The following is an 18477-nucleotide window of genomic DNA, read 5'->3' on the forward strand; positions in this document are numbered from 1 at the left end:
AGAGCCCCTTAGTGGTTTAGCGGTTTTCCAGGCTTGCAGCGCGAGCGTATGGCAGAGCGCTTTCAGTGCCTTTCAAGGCCGATTCCTGTGCGTGTTGGCGCAGGTAGCCTGGAAGACGCTGGTCTTGCCAGCCGGATTGCCCTTGCAATACACCGTTAGCCATGGGGCCGGTGGTGTCGGAGCTTTCCTTGTAGCCGGCCAGTACTGCTGGGCCTTTGACTTGCGGGCCGGTCATGACCGGTTGCTGCGTCTGCTGAGCCAGTTCGGCACCGGCAATTTCGTCCTGGTTGTACAAGCGAACACCGGCCAGCACTGCAACAGTTACCGAGGCAGCGACCGCCAGACGGCCCAGGCTACGCCAAGGACCACGAGCAGCTTTTGCCGGAACGGCTTCATCGGCCAACGCAGCAGAAACGGCCGCAGCAATATCCAGACGAGGGATTAGAAGATCCTTGTGCATCACCGCCCGAGCGACTTGGTAACGAGACCAGGTATCACGGGTTTCGGCATCATCAAATGCATTGAGCACTCGACGAAGTTCCAGTTCATCCGCTTCGTTATCCATCACTGCGGACAGCGATTCCTGCAGGGCATCACGACTCATGGCGGTTCCTCTCTTGGCTGTCGCCGCTGTCTTTAGTTTTCCTGCAACAACGGTTGCAAGGCTTTATCGATGGCTTCCCGGGCCCGGAAAATCCGGGACCTTACAGTCCCCACCGGACACTGCATGACGCTCGCAATGTCTTCGTAACTCAGACCATCAAATTCACGTAAAGTTAACGCCGTACGTAAATCTTCTGGCAGTTGCTGAATAGTGCGATGAACGGTGCCTTCGATCTCATCGCGCAGCAATGCACGCTCCGGCGACTCGAGATCTTTGAGGCCGTGATCACCATCGTAAAATTCTGCATCTTCTGAACTCACATCACTATCCGGCGGGCGGCGTCCGCGAGACACCAGATAGTTCTTCGCCGTGTTGATGGCGATGCGGTACAGCCACGTGTAAAACGCACTGTCACCGCGGAAATTGCCTAGTGCACGGTATGCCTTGATAAAGGCTTCCTGTGCAACGTCCTGCGCTTCATGGGTGTCGTGCACAAACCGCACGATCAACCCGAGAATTTTGTGCTGGTATTTCAGCACTAGCAGATCAAATGCTCGCTTGTCGCCGCGTTGTACGCGCTCGACCAGCTGCTGATCCTCTTCCTGGGTTAGCATGAACACTCCTCGTTGTGCTTTAAGGAGGCTTGCATAACTAAACGATCAGGCTTGCAAACATAGACTCGGACTTTTCGCAAAAGTTCTCCCCCTTCAAGCAAGTTTCCGGCATGCACTGATTTGGCACACACGAAAAACGCAGCGCGGGCAACGCCGGCTGCGCGAATAATCTTGTCGCCGGTTTTCTGACGCGTCCACTGCTCCCGACGGGCCAATAAACTCAACGTTTTCCCAGCTTTCGGGCAACCTGCTATTGAGTCAGGGCTTATGCAAAAAGTTCCCGTTTCAATAACCGGTTGATTTTACCCAAGCCGTGCACCGTAATCTCACATTGCCACGAATGCCTGACTATTGTGCCGCTCCCCCCTCTATATACTAGTGGGCCGTGTGACCCTTTGATTCGCCGATCCGGGCGTCCTGTTTGCGCCACCCCCTTTGGATCGCTTTTTGCGGAATCCTTCAAATGAGCCAACAGTTTCAACACGATGTTCTGGTGATTGGCAGCGGCGCGGCCGGGTTGAGCCTTGCGCTGACCCTCCCCGGCCACCTGCGCATTGCAGTACTGAGCAAGGGCGACCTGGCCAATGGTTCGACCTTCTGGGCCCAGGGCGGTGTAGCCGCCGTGCTGGACGACACCGACACAGTGCAATCTCACGTCGAAGATACCCTTAACGCCGGCGGCGGCCTGTGCAACGAAGACGCTGTTCGCTTTACCGTCGAGCATAGCCGCGAGGCAATCCAGTGGCTGATCGACCAAGGCGTGCCCTTCACTCGCGATGAACACGCGGGCAGCGATGACGGCGGCTTCGAGTTCCATCTAACGCGCGAGGGCGGCCACAGTCATCGCCGCATCATCCATGCGGCCGACGCCACCGGCGCCGCTATTTTCAAGACACTGCTCGAACAGGCCCGCCAACGTCCCAACATCGAATTGCTCGAACAGCGCGTCGCCGTCGACCTGATCACCGAGAAACGCCTGGGCCTGCCGGGCGAGCGCTGCCTCGGCGCCTATGTGCTCAACCGCACCAGCGGCGAGGTCGACACCTACGGTGCGCGCTTCACCATTCTTGCCTCGGGCGGCGCGGCCAAGGTCTACCTCTATACCAGCAATCCGGACGGCGCTTGCGGGGATGGCATCGCCATGGCTTGGCGCTCGGGCTGCCGGGTGGCCAACCTGGAATTCAACCAGTTCCACCCCACCTGCCTGTATCACCCGCAAGCCAAGAGCTTCCTGATCACCGAAGCCCTGCGAGGCGAAGGCGCACACCTGAAACTGCCCAACGGCGAACGCTTCATGCAGCGCTTCGATCCGCGCGCCGAGTTGGCCCCGCGCGATATTGTCGCTCGCGCCATCGACCACGAGATGAAGCGCCTGGGTGTCGACTGCGTGTACCTGGACATCAGCCACAAGCCCGAAGCCTTCATCAAGGCCCACTTCCCCACCGTCTACGAGCGCTGCCTGGCGTTCAACATCGACATCACTAAAGGCCCGATCCCCGTCGTACCGGCGGCGCACTACACCTGTGGCGGCGTGATGGTCGACCAGCACGGTCGTACAGACGTACCCGGCCTGTATGCGATCGGCGAAACCAGCTTCACCGGCCTGCACGGCGCCAACCGCATGGCCAGCAATTCGCTGCTCGAATGTTTCGTGTACGCCCGCTCGGCGGCGGCGGACATTCTCGAGCAACTGCCGCGCATACCGGTGCCGGCCGCACTGCCGCGCTGGGACGCCAGCCAAGTGACCGACTCGGACGAGGACGTGATCATCGCGCACAACTGGGATGAGCTGCGGCGCTTCATGTGGGACTACGTCGGGATCGTGCGCACCAACAAGCGCCTGCAACGCGCGCAGCACCGAGTGCGCCTGCTGCTGGATGAAATCGATGAGTTCTATAGTAATTACAAGGTCAGCCGCGACCTGATCGAACTGCGCAACCTGGCCCAGGTGGCCGAGTTGATGATCCGCTCGGCCATGGAGCGCAAGGAAAGCCGGGGCCTGCATTACACCCTCGACTACCCGCAGATGTTGCCCGAGGCCCGGGACACTATTCTGGTGCCAACCACCTACGCCGGCTGAACTTCAGACGAACCCGCAGGCGCCGATGCACATCGGCGGCCTGCGAGTCCTTTGGTACACAGATCGATCGCACCCACCATTCGCCTTGCACGCGATAGCGCAGCACCACGAGCAGCGGCAAGGCCAGGCTGTCGGGCCGCAATTGCACGCTGTGCCAGCCTCGCTCGTGACTCAATAGCTGCCAGCCATCTTCATCACGGCGCAGGCCCCGAATCGATGAGCGGTGAGTCAACAGGACATGGCGCGGCAGCACCCAGGCGGCGTGAGCCAGGCACAGGAACCCGCCAAGGAAAGCAAAAGGCAGGTCCAGCACCAGCAGAGCCCCCAGGGCGACTACCTGGGCAAGCAGATACACCGCGAGCAGCAACCGTGAGGCCTGCCAGCGGCATTCAAAGCGATTATTTGGGCTGGACACGATCCAGAATCATCCGAACCATGCGCTGCAACTCAGGGTCCTCAGATTCGGCACGCTCCATGAACCAGCCGAACATGTCCTGGTCTTCGCACGTCAGCAGCCGTACATAAAGGTCGCGGTCCACTGGGTTGAGCGTCGCATAGACCTCTTTGGTAAAAGGCACCAGCAACACATCCAACTCCAGCATGCCGCGGCGGCTGTGCCAGTACAGGCGATTGATTTCTACGTCTTCGACCATGGAACGCTCCTCAAATAGCGCGTCAGTATACAGGCCCGAGTACAGCGGAACAGTCGGCTTTGGTCGCCCCATATCGAAACTATCCATTTGCCGGGCGCCCCTCTATGATGCACCCATGACTTTTTGACCTGCGATGACCCATGGCCGACTCCGCTTTTTTCTGCCCCCTGTCCCACGAAGGCGTTCTCGCCGTCCGCGGCGCCGACGCTGCCAAGTTTCTGCAGGGCCAACTCACCTGCAACCTCAATTACCTGAGTGAAGCCCACGCCAGCCTCGGTGCGCGCTGCACGCAAAAAGGCCGCATGCAGTCGAGCTTCCGCATCCTGCTGCAAGGCGATGGCGTGCTGTTGGCGATGGCCAGCGAGTTGCTGGAACCGCAACTGGCCGACTTAAAGAAGTACGCCGTATTCTCCAAATCCAAACTCACCGACGAAAGCCCCGCCTGGGCGCGCTTCGGTGTAGCCAATGGTGATCACGCCCTTTCCAGTCTGGGTCTTGCGCTGCCGGCCGAGACCGACAGCGTGGTGCGCGCGGACGCACTGATCGCCCTCCGCGTCTCCCCCGGCCGTGCCGAACTCTGGGTGCCTGCGGAGCGGGCCGACGCCGTGCGCAGCCAATTGGCCGCGCACTTGCAGCAAGCCGAGTTGAACGAATGGCTGCTGGGCCAAATCCGCGCCGGCATCGGCCAGGTGATGGCGCAGACACGCGAACTGTTCATCCCGCAGATGCTCAATCTGCAGAGCCGTGGGCGGCGTGAGCTTCAAGAAAGGCTGCTACACCGGCCAGGAGATCGTCGCGCGCATGCAGTACCTAGGCAAACTCAAGCGTCGCCTGTACCACCTGAGCCTTGATGCGACACACATGCCCGAGCCAGGCACTCCGCTGTTTTCCCCCAGCCACAACAGCGCGATCGGCGAAGTGGTGCTTGCAGCGAAAGCTGACCAAGTGATTGAACTTCTGGCGGTATTACAAGCCGAAGCAGCCGATAGTGGCGATGTGCATGTAGGCACGCTGGAGGGTCCTGGCTTGCACCTGCTTGATCTGCCCTACACCCTCGACCGCGATCGAGAGATCCAGCGTTAGTCGCCGCACCTTTTTGCAACACCCTAGAGAGCATGAATGAACAAACTGGCGGAAAAAATCCAACAGGCGTTGGTTAAGGCCATCGATAACGATGACCTGGTTCTGCCGACATTGCCGGAAGTGGCCCTGAACATCCGTCAGGCCGCCGAAGACCCGGAAATCAGCATCAACCATTTGAGCAAAGTGATCGGTCGCGATACCGCACTGTCGGCGCGCCTGATCAAAGTGGTCAATAGCCCGTTGTTGCGCGCGACCCAGGAAGTCACCGACCTGCACACCGCCATTACCCGGCTGGGCACCAACTACAGCAGCAACCTGGCCATCGGCCTGGTGATGGAACAGATCTTCCATGCCCGCTCCGAAACCGTCGAACAGAAGATGCGCGATGTGTGGCGCCGCAGCCTGGAAGTGGCGGGCGTCAGTTATGCCTTGTCTCGCAGCCACAGCCAGCTCAAGCCGGACCAGGCGGCGCTGGGCGGCCTGGTGCACCAGATCGGCGTGCTGCCGATCCTTACCTACGCCGAAGACCACTATGAGCTGCTTTCCGACCCCGTCAGCCTCAACCACATGATCGACAGCATCCATCCGGTGTTGGGCGACAAACTGCTCAGTCGCTGGGACTTCCCGGAAATGCTGGCCAAGCTGCCGGGCCAGTACCTGAACCTGGAACGCGACTCTGCCAGCCTCGACTACATCGATCTGGTGCAGGTCGCCGTGCTGTATTGCCATTGCGATACGGATCATCCGCTGGCCAGAGTGGATGTCTCAAGCGTGCCGGCGATGAAGAAACTGTCAATTGACCCCTACAGCGAGAAGCTACGAGCGGAGCTGGATGAAGCACGGTCGATGTTCTACTGATCAACCGGCGATAAAACTCACCCGCACCTTCAACCCCGCCAGTTCGCCATCGTGCAGGCTGATCTGCGCCAGATGCGCCCGGCAGATTTCGCCGACAATCGCCAGCCCCAGGCCAGACCCCATGCCCTGCTGGCTACGCCGATAGAATCGCTCGAACACACGATCACGCTCGTCGGCCGGAATCCCCGGCCCGTCATCTTCAACTTCCAGTACCGCTGGCGCCGTGACCCGTAAAATCACATTGCCGCCGGGTGGCGTGTGGGCCAGGGCGTTGTCCACCAGGTTGCTCAGCAGCTCATTGAGCAACGTCGGTTCGCCGCGCAACCACACCGGTTCATCGGCCTCCAGCGCCAGCGCTACGCCTCGCGCGTGAGCCAACGGCGCCATCGCCATGCCCAGTTCACGGGCCAATTGGCTTAGGTCCAGCAATTGCGCGCCGCCTTCGGCAATCGCCCGGGCACCGTTTTCGATACGCGCCAGGGACAGCAATTGGTTGGCCAAATGGGTCAGCTTATCGGTGTTCTGCGCGGCCGTTTCCAGCGTGCTGCGCCAGGTCGCCGGGTCTTCGGCGCGCAGGCCCAGCTCCAGGCGCGCCTTGAGTGCCGCCAACGGGGTGCGCAGTTCGTGGGATGCATCGGCAATAAACTGCGCCTGGCGCTCAAACTGGCCGCGCAGGCGCTCGGTGAAGTGGTTGAGCGAACGCACCAACGGGCCGAATTCATGTTGCACCTCCACCAACGGCAATGGCCGCAGGTCGTCGGGCTGGCGCTCTTCCACCGCAGTGCGCAGGCGTTCCAGTGGACGCAGCGCCGCGCTCACGGCGAACCACACCAGCAGCAACGCGCCGATGGCGAGCATGCCCAGGCGTAGCAAGGTGTCGGCCATCAGGCTGCGGGCCATGCTCACCCGCGCTTCATCGGTTTCGGCCACGCGGATTTCCGCCATACCGTTCATGTTCGGTTCGGAGACGGCCTTCAGCAAGCTCACTACCCGCACTTGCTGGCCTTGATACTTGGCGTTGTAAAACCGTGCCAGCGCCGGATAGTCATCGGTTCGCGGCGTGCCGGGCGGCGGGCCGGGCAGGTTCTCGTAACCGGAGATCAGCTTCTGGTGGATGTCATTGACCTGGTAATAGATGCGCCCGGCGCTGTCGTAGGCGAAGGTGTCCAGGGCCACGTAGGGCACGTTGGCGCTGAGGGTACCGTCCACCTGGGTCAGGTCGGCGGCGATGGTCCGCGCCGAAGCCAGCAGTGTGCGGTCATAGGCGGTGTCGGCCGCCTCGCGACCGTTCCAGTAGGCGCTCATGCCGCTGGCCAGCATCAACAACACCAGCAGCAGCGCCAGGTTCCACAGCAGACGCCAGCGCAGGCTGCTGGGCTTATGCATCGCGAGCTTCCAGCAGGTAGCCGAGGCCGCGGAAAGTCACGATGGCGATAGGTTGGCCGTCGAGTTTCTTGCGCAGCCGGTGCACGTAGATTTCGATGGCGTCGGGGCTCGCTTCTTCATCCAGGCCGAACACCTGGGACGCGAGCTGCTCCTTGCTCATCACCCGGCCCGGGCGCGCGATCAACGCTTCAAGCACGGCCTGCTCGCGGGAGGTCAACGTCATCAGTTCGCCACCTACGGTGAACCGCCGCGTATCGAGGTCGTATACCAGCACGCCGCAGGACTGTTGGCGCTCACCGCCCAGCACACTGCGGCGCAACAACGCCTTGACCCGCGCTTCCAACTCCGTCAGTTCGAACGGCTTGGCCAGGTAATCATCAGCCCCCAGGTTCAGGCCATGCACGCGGTCTTTGACATCACTGCGCGCGGTCAACATCAGCACGGGCAGGTTTTTTCCACGGGCGCGTAAACGCGCAAGCACCTCAAAACCATCCATGCGCGGCAACCCCACATCGAGGATCGCCGCCGCGTATTCCTCACTGCTCAAGGCCAGGTCCGCGGCCACTCCATCGTGCAGCACGTCGACGGTCAACCCCGTGCTCTTGAGCGCTTGGGCAACACTTTCGGCGAGTTGCAAATGGTCTTCAACCAGGAGGACACGCATGGATTTCTACCTTATTCGAAAGTGGTCAGTGCCACGCTTTGCGAGGCAGTTTACAGGCGCCGCCTGCCCTGTGAAGCCCGAAAACATTGAAAGGCGATTGAAAGGTTGATGAAAGCTTCGCCCTTTAGCATCCAGACAATGTAGGCCATGCCCGCCCAGCTACCTCAACCGTAGCGCCCGAAAAACGCCTCGAAGCGTTTTCGCCAAAATAAGAACAATAACGGAGTGCACCACGATGCTGTCGACACAGCCCCACGCTTGCCCGCCTGTTCGTTTTTCCCGCCTGACCCAGACCGCCCTTGCCAGCGCCGCCGCACTTGCCGGCTTTTCGCCGCTTAGCCAGGCTGCCTTCTTCGAAGACAGTAGCGCGACCCTGGAAACCCGCAACATGTACTTCAACCGCGACTTCCGCGACGGCACCAGTGCCCAGCAATCCAAGCGCGACGAATGGGCTCAGGGCTTCATGCTCAACCTGCAATCGGGCTACACCGACGGCACCGTCGGTTTTGGCGTGGACGCCCTGGGCATGCTCGGCGTCAAGCTCGACTCAAGCCCCGACCGCACCGGCACCGGCCTGCTGCCCACTCACGACGATGGCCGCGCCGCCGATGAATACTCCAAACTGGGCCTGACCGGCAAAGTGAAAATTTCCGCCACCGAGTTGAAAATCGGCTCGCTGATGCCTGAACTGCCGATCCTCAAGCCCAACGACGGGCGCATCCTGCCGCAAATCTTCAATGGTGGCCTGCTGACCTCCAAGGAATTCAAGAACCTGGTATTCACCGGTGGTCGGCTGGATAAAGCCAAAGACCGCGACGACAGCAACTACGAAGACATCGCCCTCAACAACAAGAACAGCCGCTTCCTCAGCGGCGCCACCGGCAAGCATTTCAACTTCGGTGGCGTGGACTACAAGTTCGCCGACAAAATCACCGGCAGCTACCACTTCGCCCAGCTCGACGACGTCTACCGCCAGCACTTCCTCGGCCTGGTCGCCGCCCGCCCCATGGGCCCCGGCACCTTCGCCACCGACCTGCGCCTGGCCATCAGTGATGACACCGGTTCAGCCCGTGGCGGCAAGATCGACAACACTTCCCTCAACGGCCTGTTCAGCTATGCCCTTAATGGTCACAAGCTCAGCGCCGGCTACCAGCACATGTCCGGCGACAGCGCCTTCCCGTATGTGGACGGCAGTGACCCGTACCTGGTCAACTTTGTGCAGATCAACGACTTCGCCGGTGCCCAAGAGCGCTCCTGGCAGGCGCGCTACGACTACGACTTCGCCAAGTTGGGCATCCCCGGCCTGAGTTTCATGAGCCGTTACCTGTCGGGTGACAACATCAAACTCAAGAACGGCGACACCGGCAAAGAATGGGAGCGCAACACCGAGATCAAGTACGTGGTGCAAACCGGTACGTTCAAGGACGTGGCCGTGCGCCTGCGCAATGCCACGTACCGCTCCAACTACTCGGCCCGCGATGCGGACGAAATGCGTGTGCTGGTGAGCTACAGCGTCGCGCTCTGGTAAGTAGAACCCCATAACAACAACGATGGAGATAACCATGACCCCTTCACTGCGTAAATTGGCCCTCGCCGCCGGCTGCATGCTGTTTGCCGGCCAACTGCTGGCCGCCGATGAGCCCAAGCGCCCGGAATGCATCGCCCCGGCCTCCCCCGGCGGTGGTTTTGACCTGACGTGCAAACTGGCGCAAAGCGCGCTGGTCAACGAGAAGTTGCTGAGCAAGCCGATGCGCGTGACCTACATGCCCGGCGGCGTGGGCGCGGTGGCCTACAACGCGGTGGTCGCCCAGCGCCCTGCCGACGCCGGCACCCTGGTGGCCTGGTCCAGTGGTTCGCTGCTGAACCTGGCCCAGGGCAAGTTCGGGCGTTTCGACGAAAGCGCGGTGCGCTGGTTGGCCGCGGTCGGCACCAGCTACGGCGCCATCGCGGTGAAAAGCGATTCGCCCTACAAGTCTCTTGACGACCTCGTAAAAGCCTTGAAGAAAGATCCGGGTAGCGTAGTGATCGGTTCCGGCGGCACCGTCGGCAGCCAGGACTGGATGCAAACCGCCCTGATCGCCAAGGCCGCCGGGATCAACCCGCGCGAGTTGCGTTACGTGGCCCTTGAAGGCGGCGGTGAAATCGCCACCGCTCTGCTCGGGGGTCACATCCAGGTCGGCAGTACCGACATCTCCGACTCCATGCCGCACATCCTCAGCGGTGACATGCGCCTGTTGGCGGTGTTCTCCGAGAAGCGCCTGGACGAGCCCGAAATGAAAGACATCCCGACCGCCAAGGAGCAAGGCTACGACATCGTCTGGCCGGTGGTACGCGGTTTCTACCTGGGGCCAAAAGTCAGCGATGCCGAGTACGCCTGGTGGAAAGACGCCTTCGACAAACTGCTGGCCTCCGACGAGTTCGCCAAGCTGCGTGACCAACGCGAGCTGTTCCCGTTCGCCATGACCGGCCCGGAGCTGGACACCTACGTGAAGAAGCAGGTGGCTGACTACAAAGTGTTGGCCAAAGAGTTTGGCCTGATCCAGTAAACGCCCCCCCCTGTTCGCGCAGCCACGTCTTTGCGCAGCACAGACGTGGCCCAGGAGTTTCCCATGCTCTTACAACGCATTTTCGCGGCCGTGCTGTTACTGGCCTGTGTCGGCTTGGCGCTGATGGCCTGGCCGTATCAGGCGGCCTTTTCCTACGAGCCCGTAGGGCCCAGGGCCTTCCCATTGCTGCTGCTCGGGCTGATGGGGCTGGCGCTTGTTTATATGCTGATTCGCCCGCAACCGACCAAACACACCGACGACGAACCCGCGCTGGACCGACCGACACTGATCAAGATCGCGATCTGTGTGGTGTTGTTGCTGGTGTTTGCCGGCACTTTCGAATCCCTGGGTTTCATCCTCAGCAGCATGCTGATCGGTATACCGATGGCACGGCTGTACGGCGGCCGCTGGTTGCCCGGTGCGGTGATCATCACCTTGATGAGCGTCGGTCTTTATCTGTTGTTCGATAAAACCATGGACGTACCGCTGCCCCTCGGTCTGCTCGACGTTCTGGAGAACTGATATGGATACTTTTGGCTATTTGGGCCAGGGCTTCGGCATCGCGCTGAGCCCCTATAACCTGGTGACCGCGCTGTGCGGCACCTTGATAGGTACGGTGGTCGGCCTGTTGCCGGGCCTGGGCCCGATCAACGGCGTGGCGCTGTTGATCCCCATCGCGTTCGCCCTGGTCTGCCGCCGGAGTCGGCACTGATCCTGTTGGCGGCGGTGTACCTGGGCTGTGAATACGGCGGCCGTATCAGCTCGATCCTGCTCAACATTCCGGGTGAAGCCTCCACCGTGATGACCACCCTCGACGGCTACCCAATGGCCCGTAAAGGCCTGGCCGGCGTAGCGCTGTCGTTGTCGGCGTGGAGTTCGTTCATCGGCGCGTTTATCGCCACCTGCGGCATGGTGCTGTTTGCCCCGCTGCTGGCCAAATGGGCGATTGCCTTCGGTCCGGCGGAATATTTCGTACTCATGGTGTTCGCGATTGTCTGCCTGGGCGGCATGGCCGGCGACAAGCCCCTCAAGACCTTTGTAGCGGCGCTGATTGGCCTGTTCCTCTCGGCCGTCGGCATCGACGCCAACAGTGGCGTGTACCGTTTTACCGGCGACAACATCCACCTCACCGACGGCATCCAGTTCGTGGTGTTGGTGCTGGGCCTGTTCTCCATCAGTGAGATTCTGCTGCTCCTGGAAAAAACCCACCGTGGTCAGGAAGCGGTGAAAGCCACCGGACGCATGATGTTCAACGTCAAGGAAGCCTTGTCGGTGTTGACCGTGAATATCCGTTGCGGCGTGTCGGGCTTCATCATCGGTGTGTTACCGGGTGCCGGAGCGACCATGGCTTCGGCCGTGGCCTACATGACTGAGAAACGTATCGCGGGTGCCAGCGGCAAATTCGGCCAAGGCGATATGCGTGGCCTGGCCGCGCCGGAAACAGCCATCGGCGCGTCAGTCTGCGGCGCCATGGTGCCGATGCTGACCCTCGGCGTTCCAGGCTCGGGTACCACGGCGGTGATGATCGGTGCCCTGTCGCTGTACAACATCACGCCGGGCCCGCTGCTGTTCCAACAGCAACCGGACATTGTCTGGGGCCTGATCGCGTCGTTGTTTATCGCCAACATTATGCTGGTGATCCTCAACATCCCGATGATCCGCATCTTTACGCGTATCCTCGCCGTGCCGAACTGGGCACTGGTGCCGGTGATCGCCATTATCACTGCGATAGGCGTCTATGCAGTGCATGCCACCACCTTCGATCTGTTCCTGATGATCGCCATCGGCATCTTCGGCTACATCCTGCGCAAGCTCGACTTTCCGCTGTCGCCGCTGCTGCTGGGCTTTATCCTCGGTGGCCTGATGGAGCAGAACCTGCGGCGCGCGCTGTCGATCTCCAACGGTGCGCTGGAGATCCTCTGGTCGAGCCCTATCACCTTCGGCGTCTGGGTATTGACCGCGATCATGCTGTTCGTACCGCTGCTGCGTATCTGGCGTAAACGTGTGCAACAGCGTCGTGCACTGGCCGATGTCTGAGGTCACCTTTAAACAATGGTGGGCAACACCGCTGGTCGGCCTGGCCGGCGGTTACCTGGCCAGCCTCGTCGGCTGGCCGTTGCCGTACATGGTCGGCTCGCTGCTGGCGATCATCCTGGTGCGCTGCCTCACGCCGTGGCAATTGGCCGAAATTCCCGGCGGGCGAAAATGCGGCCAATGGGTGGTGGGCATCGGCATCGGGCTGCATTTCACGCCGCTGGTGATCGAGCAGGTGATGAGCCACTTCGGCCTGATCTTCTTCGGCGCGCTGGTCACCAGCCTGTCGAGCGTGGTCGGTGTGTGGCTGATGCGCCGCAGTGGTGAAGACCGAGCCACCGCGTTTTTCTCCAGCATGCCGGGCGGCTCCGGCGAGATGGTCAACCTCGGCGCCCGCAATGGCGCGGTGCTCAGCCGTGTCGCGGCGGGTCAGAGTTTGCGGGTGCTGGTGGTGGTGCTGTGTGTACCGGCGATCTTCAAGTATTTGCTGGGAGGCGGCGCGCCGCAGTTTCATCCGGCACCGGTCAGCTGGGCCTGGCTGGCGTTGCTGTTTCCCGTCGGCGCGCTGGTGGCGTGGGGCTGGCAGCGTTTGCATCAGCCAAACCCGTGGTTGTTCGGACCGTTGTTGGTCAGCGCCACCGCCAGCGTGGAGTGGGACCTGCATATCGGCCTGCCCGACGGCGGCAGCCAGATTGGCCAATGGCTGATCGGCAGCGGCCTGGGTTGCCACTTCAACCGTCAGTTTTTTCGCAGCGCGCCGTCATTCATGGGGCGCACCCTGATCGGCACGGCGCTGACCATGGCCTTGGCGACACTGGCGGCGGTGGGCTTGAGTGCCCTGACCCACCTCGACCTGCGCTCCCTGACCCTGGGCATGATGCCGGGCGGCATTGCCGAGATGAGCCTCACGGCCGAGACCCTGCAACTGTCTGTGCCGTTGGTCACGGCGATGCAAGTGATGCGCTTGTTGTTTGTATTGTTTTTGGCGGAGCCATTGTTCCGGCATTGGAACCGCCAGCCGGATAAGGCCTGAGCCCTCAGAGCGGTGGCAACCGCCATTCAATCGGCGTTTCGCCGTTCTGCTCAAGAAACTTGTTGGTGCGGCTGAAATGACCGCACCCCAAAAACCCGCGATACGCCGACAACGGCGACGGATGCACCGACGTCAGCACCAAGTGCTTGGTGGCATCGATCAGCTTCTGCTTGCTTTGCGCATGGGCGCCCCACAGCAAAAACACCAGATGCGGCTGATGCTCGCTGACCACTTCGATAATCCGATCGGTAAAGAACTGCCAGCCCTTGCCCGCATGGGCGTTGGCGTTGGCGCGTTCAACGGTCATGGTGGTGTTGAGCATCAGCACCCCTTGGTCGGCCCAATTTTGCAGGTAGCCGTGGTTGGGGATGTCGATGTTCAGGTCGCGCTTGAGTTCTTTATAGATATTGACCAACGACGGTGGCGCCGGCACGCCCGGCTGCACCGAGAAGCACAAACCGTGGGCCTGGCCAGGGCCGTGGTAGGGGTCTTGCCCGAGGATCACCACTTTGACGTTGTCCAGCGGGGTTGAGTTAAGCGCATTGAAAATCAGCGGGCCGGGCGGGTAGATCTCTTTGCCGGCGGCGTGCTCCTGGCGCAGGAACTCGCGCAACTGAGTCATGTAAGGCTTGTCGAATTCATCGCGCAGGGCGTGTTTCCAGCTGGGTTCGAGTTTGATGCGGTCGCCTTCGGTCATCGTGAGGTCATCGTGTAAAAAAGAATGGGCGAACCCTAGGAAAGCCGACCCCGCTTGTCAATTGATCTAACACACCACCCGCACTTTCCCTTGGCGCGACCATACTCATCCTTCACCTTCTTGAATGAGGTCATGATGAACCTGCACTTCCAAGAGCTGACCGGCAGCGCCGGCGCCCGTATCGGCATCGCCAGCCTCGATGCTGAAAAGTCTCTCAATGCCCTCTCCCTGCCGATGATCCTGGCCCTGGGCGAGCGCCTGGATGCCTGGGCCAAAGACCCGCAAATCGTCTGCGTGTTAGTGCGCGGCAACGGCCCCAAAGCGTTTTGCGCGGGTGGCGAAGTGCGCAGCCTGGCCCTGGCTCGCCTTGAGCAGCCAGGCGAAGTACCGGCACTGGCCTCGCAGTTCTTTGCTGCGGAATACCGTCTCGACTATCGCCTGCATACCTATCCAAAACCGCTGATCTGCTGGGGCCACGGCTACGTGCTGGGCGGTGGCATGGGCCTGCTGCAGAGCGCGGCCATACGCATCGTTACGCCGAGCAGTCGGTTGGCCATGCCCGAGATCAGCATCGGCTTGTATCCGGACGTGGGTGCCAGTTGGTTTCTGTCGCGCCTGCCGGGGAAACTGGGGGTGTTCCTCGGGCTCACCGGCGCCCATCTCAACGGTAGAGATGCCTTGGATTTGGGGCTGGCCGACCGTTTCCTGCGCGACGATCAACAAGACGAACTGCTCGACGGCTTGCTGCAACTGAACTGGCAGGAACAGACCGCGATGCAGCTCAACAGCCTGCTCAAGGCCCTGGCTCAGGAGGCCGTGGGCCAGCTACCCGAAGCGCAATGGCTGCCCCGCCGGGCGCAGATCGACGCGTGGCTGGATGTGGGGGATGTACACGGCGCCTGGCGCGCCATCAGCCAATTGCGCGATCACGCCGACCCATTATTCAGCCGCGCCGGCAAAACCATGAGCGAAGGCTGCCCACTGACCGCCCACCTGGTATGGGAACAAATCCAGCGCGCCCGCCATTTGTCCCTGGCCCAGGTGTTCCAGATGGAATACACGCTGAGCCTCAATTGTTGCCGTCACCCGGAATTCAGCGAAGGCGTGCGCGCGCGGTTGATCGACAAGGACCAGAAGCCCCACTGGCATTGGACGGACATCGACAAGATCCCGGAAACCGTAGTGCAGGCGCACTTTACCAAGGCGTGGGAAGGTCGCCACCCGTTGGCCGACTTGTCCGATTATTGAGATATCGGCCCACAAAAAAGCGGCGCTTCATGCGCCGCTTTGTCATGGGACCTGTCAACGGTGCCCACCCCGGTCACCGCCATGACCGCCGCGTCCATGCTCACCGCGCCCACGCCCACCGTTGCCCCAACGATCGCCCCAGCCCTGGTTCGGGTAAGGCCGATAACCGGCCCTTGGTCCCGACGGATAGTAGCGCGGTGCAGGCTGGTAATAACGTGGCGCAGAGTAGTAACGCGGTGCAGGCGCGTAATAGCGTGGCGACGGGTAGTAATCCCGGCGGTACGGGTACGCGGAGCCACCACCGTAGTAGTACGCCGGCGCCGGTGAGGTGTAGACCTCGGATCGATAGTAGCTTTGGCCTCCATCGTAGTAGGGCACACAAGCGCAAAGGGTTAGACCGAGTAAAGCGCTGAGCAGCAGTCGTCGATACATGGCGGCCTCCTGGACCGCGAAAGAGCACCTCCAGCGACGCTGAAGGGCGGCATACAGCTTTCACTGAATGACGAAATATCTGACATCAAAAACCGAATCTGGTGCGTTTCGGTAACAACTTGATACATGATGTGATCCGCAGCATTACCGACCAGACCAAGCTGCTGGCGCTCAACGCGGCAATCCAAGCAGCTCGCGCCGGTGAGGTGCGAGCACAGGCCCATCGCACCCAGACATCCAGGCCCTGTCGCGCCTGGCCACTTCGTTCAATGGGCTGGTCAGCAAGTTCCATTTGTAAGTAGCCGGTCGAGGGTGGGCGCTGTATCGTGCAGGTCCAAGCGAACCATGCCCGATGCAGCCCGCCCCATGACCACGCCAACCCTTTGTCCCGCCTGCGGCGCCCGCAACGACTGCTCCCTGGCCGACCCGCGTACCGCCGACCAGGCCTGCTGGTGCTACAGCGTCACCATCGACCCTGCGGTGCTCCAAGCACTGCCCGATGAAGTGCGCAACCAGGCTTGCCTGTGCCCACGTTGCGCCCAAGTGGACGAACAGTTGCGCAACCGCAATGCGGGTTGATCGCTTCCTCAGCAACTTGCCGCGGTTCAATCGCCAGCAAGCGCGACGGTTGTTGGTTGAACGACGGATCAGCGTGGATGGCGTGACGGTCAGCGACCCTCACTACGAAGTCCGCGAATTCAGCCGCGTATGCCTTGATGCTGAAGTGCTGCAGGCGGGCAAACCGGCGCGTTATTTTATGCTGCACAAGCCCCAGGGGTGCGTGAGCGCAACGTCGGACCCGCAACACCCCACGGTCCTCGACTTACTGCGTGAGTCGGATAAAAACGAGCTGCATATTGCCGGGCGCCTGGACTTCAATACCACCGGGCTGATGTTGATCACCAATGACGGCCAGTGGTCGCGGCGTCTCACGCAACCGACGACCAAACTGCCCAAGGTGTACCGGGTAGAAACTGAAGACGTTATCGGCCCCGATTACGCGGCGACGTTTGCCGCCGGCCTGTACTTCGCGTTTGAAGACCTCACCACCCAACCTGCCGAGCTGGCAGTGCTGGGGCCGACGACGGCGCGCTTGAGCATCATCGAAGGGCGTTACCACCAGGTGAAGCGCATGTTCGGGTACTTCAACAACAAAGTGATTGGCTTGCATCGCGAACGCATGGGGCCGCTTGAGCTGGATCCTGCACTCGCGCCGGGCGAATATCGCGCGTTGACCGTTGAGGAAATCCATCAGGTTTGACGACCGTTCGGCCGGTGAAAGCCAAATCTCTTTTTAACCACTTGCGTGATACCGAGTCTGTGCTTGACTCCCATTCACCAGCCCAATGATGACTGGCGAGTCGCCTATAACCTCCAAGACCTACCTTGCCATCGCCCGCGCTTGATCTACGGGCCCTCCAGGCAAACAGCCCGCCATAACAACACCCGCCGGCCAGCCGTCATCGGACCGACATGGGCCTTCCTTTTCCAGGCGTATGCCTACCTGTCACAAAGCTCGTGCAGAGTTATCTGCGCGCCCTACCCGCTTGCCAGGAGTCTTACGACATGAGGCCAGAAATCGCTGTGTTGGATATACAGGGTCAGTATCGGGTTTACACGGAGTTCTATCGCGCGGACGCTGCTGAAAAGACCATCATCCTGGTCAACGGCTCCATGGCCACCACGGCATCCTTCGCCCAAACCGTGAAAAGCCTGCACCCGCAATTCAATGTGGTTTTGTACGACCAGCCCTACGCTGGCCGCTCCAAAATCCATAACCGCCATGAGCAAATGCTGACGAAGGAAGTCGAAGGCCAGATCCTTCTGGAGTTGATCGATCACTTCGCCGCCGAACACGTGCTGTCATTCTCATGGGGCGGCGCCGCCACCCTGGTCGCCCTCGCCCACCGCCCGCGCCGTGTGGAAAGAGCGGTGATCAGCTCGTTCTCGCCCGTCATCAATGCGCCCATGCGCGACTACCTGGAACGCGGCGTCGACTACCTCGGTAACCTCGACCGCGATCGCGTGGGGCACCTCGTCAACAGCACCATCGGCAAACACCTGCCGTCGCTGTTCAAACGTTTCAACTACAAACATGTCAGCAGCCTGGCCGAACACGAATACGGGCAGATGCACTTCCATATCAGCCAAGTGCTCAACAGCGATCGCCTGTGCTACCTCAAGGCAGCCAAGGCCATCGACATTCCGGTGTTGTTTTTGAACGGTGAATGGGACGAATACACCAGCGCCCAGGATGCCAAGCTGTTTGGCCAGCATGTGGTCAACAGCAGCTTCAGCACCATTGCGGCGACAGGACATTTTCTGGACATGGAACACAAAGCGGCATGCCGGGACAGTCGGGACGCGGTCGTGGGCTTTTTGAAACCGCAGCGGCCGATCAGCCGGTTGCGTTACAGCCAAGGCCAGACACAGCATGCATTTGCGGTTTGAGGCGGCACCTGACGGTGGCGAGGGAGCGCGCTCCCTCGTCATAACTTGCACATTTCCAAAGAAAAACTTCAAATCCAGGCGAACATCTGGTACA

The 18477-nt window shown here is 61.0% G+C and carries 18 protein-coding genes and 3 pseudogenes; 13 read left to right on the forward strand and 8 right to left on the reverse strand.

The window, feature by feature from the left end; genetic code table 11:
• Positions 1–16: 16 nt before the first annotated feature.
• Together AB4O23_RS25165 and rpoE are read right to left on the reverse strand one after the other, a co-directional pair.
• Complete coding sequence (locus AB4O23_RS25165) at positions 17–604, reverse strand: sigma-E factor negative regulatory protein (RefSeq protein WP_460084307.1); 588 nt, start codon at positions 602–604, stop codon at positions 17–19.
• Between the two features lie 32 nt (positions 605–636).
• The gene (gene rpoE, locus AB4O23_RS25170) at positions 637–1218 is read right to left on the reverse strand and encodes an RNA polymerase sigma factor RpoE (RefSeq protein ID WP_003172477.1); all 582 of its coding nucleotides are present in this window, start codon (positions 1216–1218) and stop codon (positions 637–639) included.
• Between the two features lie 463 nt (positions 1219–1681).
• Between rpoE and nadB the strand changes: the two genes are divergently transcribed.
• Positions 1682–3298: an L-aspartate oxidase gene (nadB, locus tag AB4O23_RS25175; protein ID WP_068937766.1), complete on the forward strand. Its 1617-nt coding sequence runs from the start codon at positions 1682–1684 to the stop codon at positions 3296–3298.
• Here the strand turns inward: nadB and AB4O23_RS25180 are convergent.
• Both AB4O23_RS25180 and AB4O23_RS25185 read right to left on the reverse strand, forming a co-directional pair.
• Positions 3267–3713: a protein YgfX gene (locus AB4O23_RS25180; RefSeq protein ID WP_017529592.1), complete on the reverse strand. Its 447-nt coding sequence runs from the start codon at positions 3711–3713 to the stop codon at positions 3267–3269. The genes nadB and AB4O23_RS25180 overlap by 32 nt on opposite strands.
• The gene (locus AB4O23_RS25185) at positions 3697–3951 is read right to left on the reverse strand and encodes an FAD assembly factor SdhE (RefSeq protein ID WP_017529593.1); all 255 of its coding nucleotides are present in this window, start codon (positions 3949–3951) and stop codon (positions 3697–3699) included. The genes AB4O23_RS25180 and AB4O23_RS25185 overlap by 17 nt, the downstream gene beginning before the upstream one ends.
• A gap of 140 nt (positions 3952–4091) precedes the next feature.
• On the opposite strand from AB4O23_RS25185, the pseudogene ygfZ reads away from it, so the two are divergent.
• Together ygfZ and AB4O23_RS25195 are read left to right on the forward strand one after the other, a co-directional pair.
• Positions 4092–5034 (forward strand): annotated as a pseudogene (gene ygfZ, locus AB4O23_RS25190) (CAF17-like 4Fe-4S cluster assembly/insertion protein YgfZ).
• 36 nt (positions 5035–5070) lie between these two features.
• A complete protein-coding gene (locus tag AB4O23_RS25195) occupies positions 5071–5892 on the forward strand; it encodes an HDOD domain-containing protein (RefSeq protein ID WP_017529595.1) in 822 nt (273 codons plus the stop codon).
• Here AB4O23_RS25195 and AB4O23_RS25200 read toward each other — a convergent pair whose 3' ends face one another.
• Positions 5893–7278: a sensor histidine kinase gene (locus AB4O23_RS25200; protein ID WP_460106264.1), complete on the reverse strand. Its 1386-nt coding sequence runs from the start codon at positions 7276–7278 to the stop codon at positions 5893–5895.
• Positions 7271–7942: a response regulator gene (locus AB4O23_RS25205; protein ID WP_017529597.1), complete on the reverse strand. Its 672-nt coding sequence runs from the start codon at positions 7940–7942 to the stop codon at positions 7271–7273. The genes AB4O23_RS25200 and AB4O23_RS25205 overlap by 8 nt, the downstream gene beginning before the upstream one ends.
• Before the next feature lie 235 nt (positions 7943–8177).
• Between AB4O23_RS25205 and AB4O23_RS25210 the strand changes: the two genes are divergently transcribed.
• From AB4O23_RS25210 to AB4O23_RS25230, 5 genes and pseudogenes are all read left to right on the forward strand, one after another.
• Positions 8178–9470 carry an OprD family porin gene (locus AB4O23_RS25210; RefSeq protein ID WP_460061124.1) on the forward strand — a complete coding sequence of 431 codons (1293 nt, stop codon included), beginning with the start codon at positions 8178–8180 and terminating at the stop codon, positions 9468–9470.
• Between the two features lie 34 nt (positions 9471–9504).
• A complete protein-coding gene (locus AB4O23_RS25215) occupies positions 9505–10488 on the forward strand; it encodes a Bug family tripartite tricarboxylate transporter substrate binding protein (RefSeq protein ID WP_017529599.1) in 984 nt (327 codons plus the stop codon).
• A gap of 63 nt (positions 10489–10551) precedes the next feature.
• Positions 10552–11010: a tripartite tricarboxylate transporter TctB family protein gene (locus AB4O23_RS25220; protein ID WP_017529600.1), complete on the forward strand. Its 459-nt coding sequence runs from the start codon at positions 10552–10554 to the stop codon at positions 11008–11010.
• Position 11011: 1 nt separating this feature from the next.
• Positions 11012–12525: pseudogene (locus tag AB4O23_RS25225) on the forward strand (tripartite tricarboxylate transporter permease).
• Positions 12518–13555 carry an AbrB family transcriptional regulator gene (locus AB4O23_RS25230; RefSeq protein WP_065877102.1) on the forward strand — a complete coding sequence of 346 codons (1038 nt, stop codon included), beginning with the start codon at positions 12518–12520 and terminating at the stop codon, positions 13553–13555. Before AB4O23_RS25225 ends, AB4O23_RS25230 begins: the two are co-directional and overlap by 8 nt.
• Positions 13556–13559: 4 nt before the next feature.
• Here the strand turns inward: AB4O23_RS25230 and ung are convergent, their stop codons facing one another.
• Complete coding sequence (gene ung / locus AB4O23_RS25235) at positions 13560–14252, reverse strand: uracil-DNA glycosylase (protein WP_065877103.1); 693 nt, start codon at positions 14250–14252, stop codon at positions 13560–13562.
• A 135-nt stretch (positions 14253–14387) separates the two neighbouring features.
• On the opposite strand from ung, the gene AB4O23_RS25240 reads away from it, so the two are divergent.
• Positions 14388–15500, forward strand: coding sequence for an enoyl-CoA hydratase/isomerase family protein (locus AB4O23_RS25240; protein ID WP_460084303.1), 1113 nt, complete (start codon positions 14388–14390; stop codon positions 15498–15500).
• Positions 15501–15554: 54 nt separating this feature from the next.
• Here AB4O23_RS25240 and AB4O23_RS25245 read toward each other — a convergent pair whose 3' ends face one another.
• Positions 15555–15932, reverse strand: a complete 378-nt coding sequence (locus AB4O23_RS25245; protein WP_083221617.1) for a hypothetical protein — start codon at positions 15930–15932, stop codon at positions 15555–15557.
• Between the two features lie 128 nt (positions 15933–16060).
• Between AB4O23_RS25245 and AB4O23_RS25250 the strand changes: the two are divergent.
• The 4 genes and pseudogenes from AB4O23_RS25250 to AB4O23_RS25265 form a co-directional block, all read left to right on the forward strand.
• A pseudogene (locus AB4O23_RS25250) lies at positions 16061–16171 on the forward strand (methyl-accepting chemotaxis protein); the annotation flags it as partial.
• 127 nt (positions 16172–16298) lie between these two features.
• A complete protein-coding gene (locus tag AB4O23_RS25255; protein WP_017529606.1) occupies positions 16299–16511 on the forward strand; it encodes a cysteine-rich CWC family protein in 213 nt (70 codons plus the stop codon).
• A complete protein-coding gene (locus AB4O23_RS25260) occupies positions 16501–17193 on the forward strand; it encodes a 16S rRNA pseudouridine(516) synthase (protein WP_065877105.1) in 693 nt (230 codons plus the stop codon). Before AB4O23_RS25255 ends, AB4O23_RS25260 begins: the two co-directional genes overlap by 11 nt.
• A 305-nt stretch (positions 17194–17498) precedes the next feature.
• Positions 17499–18383 carry an alpha/beta fold hydrolase gene (locus AB4O23_RS25265; protein WP_017529608.1) on the forward strand — a complete coding sequence of 295 codons (885 nt, stop codon included), beginning with the start codon at positions 17499–17501 and terminating at the stop codon, positions 18381–18383.
• Positions 18384–18477: the final 94 nt, after the last annotated feature.

The organism is Pseudomonas sp. H2_A10 (assembly GCF_054680085.1).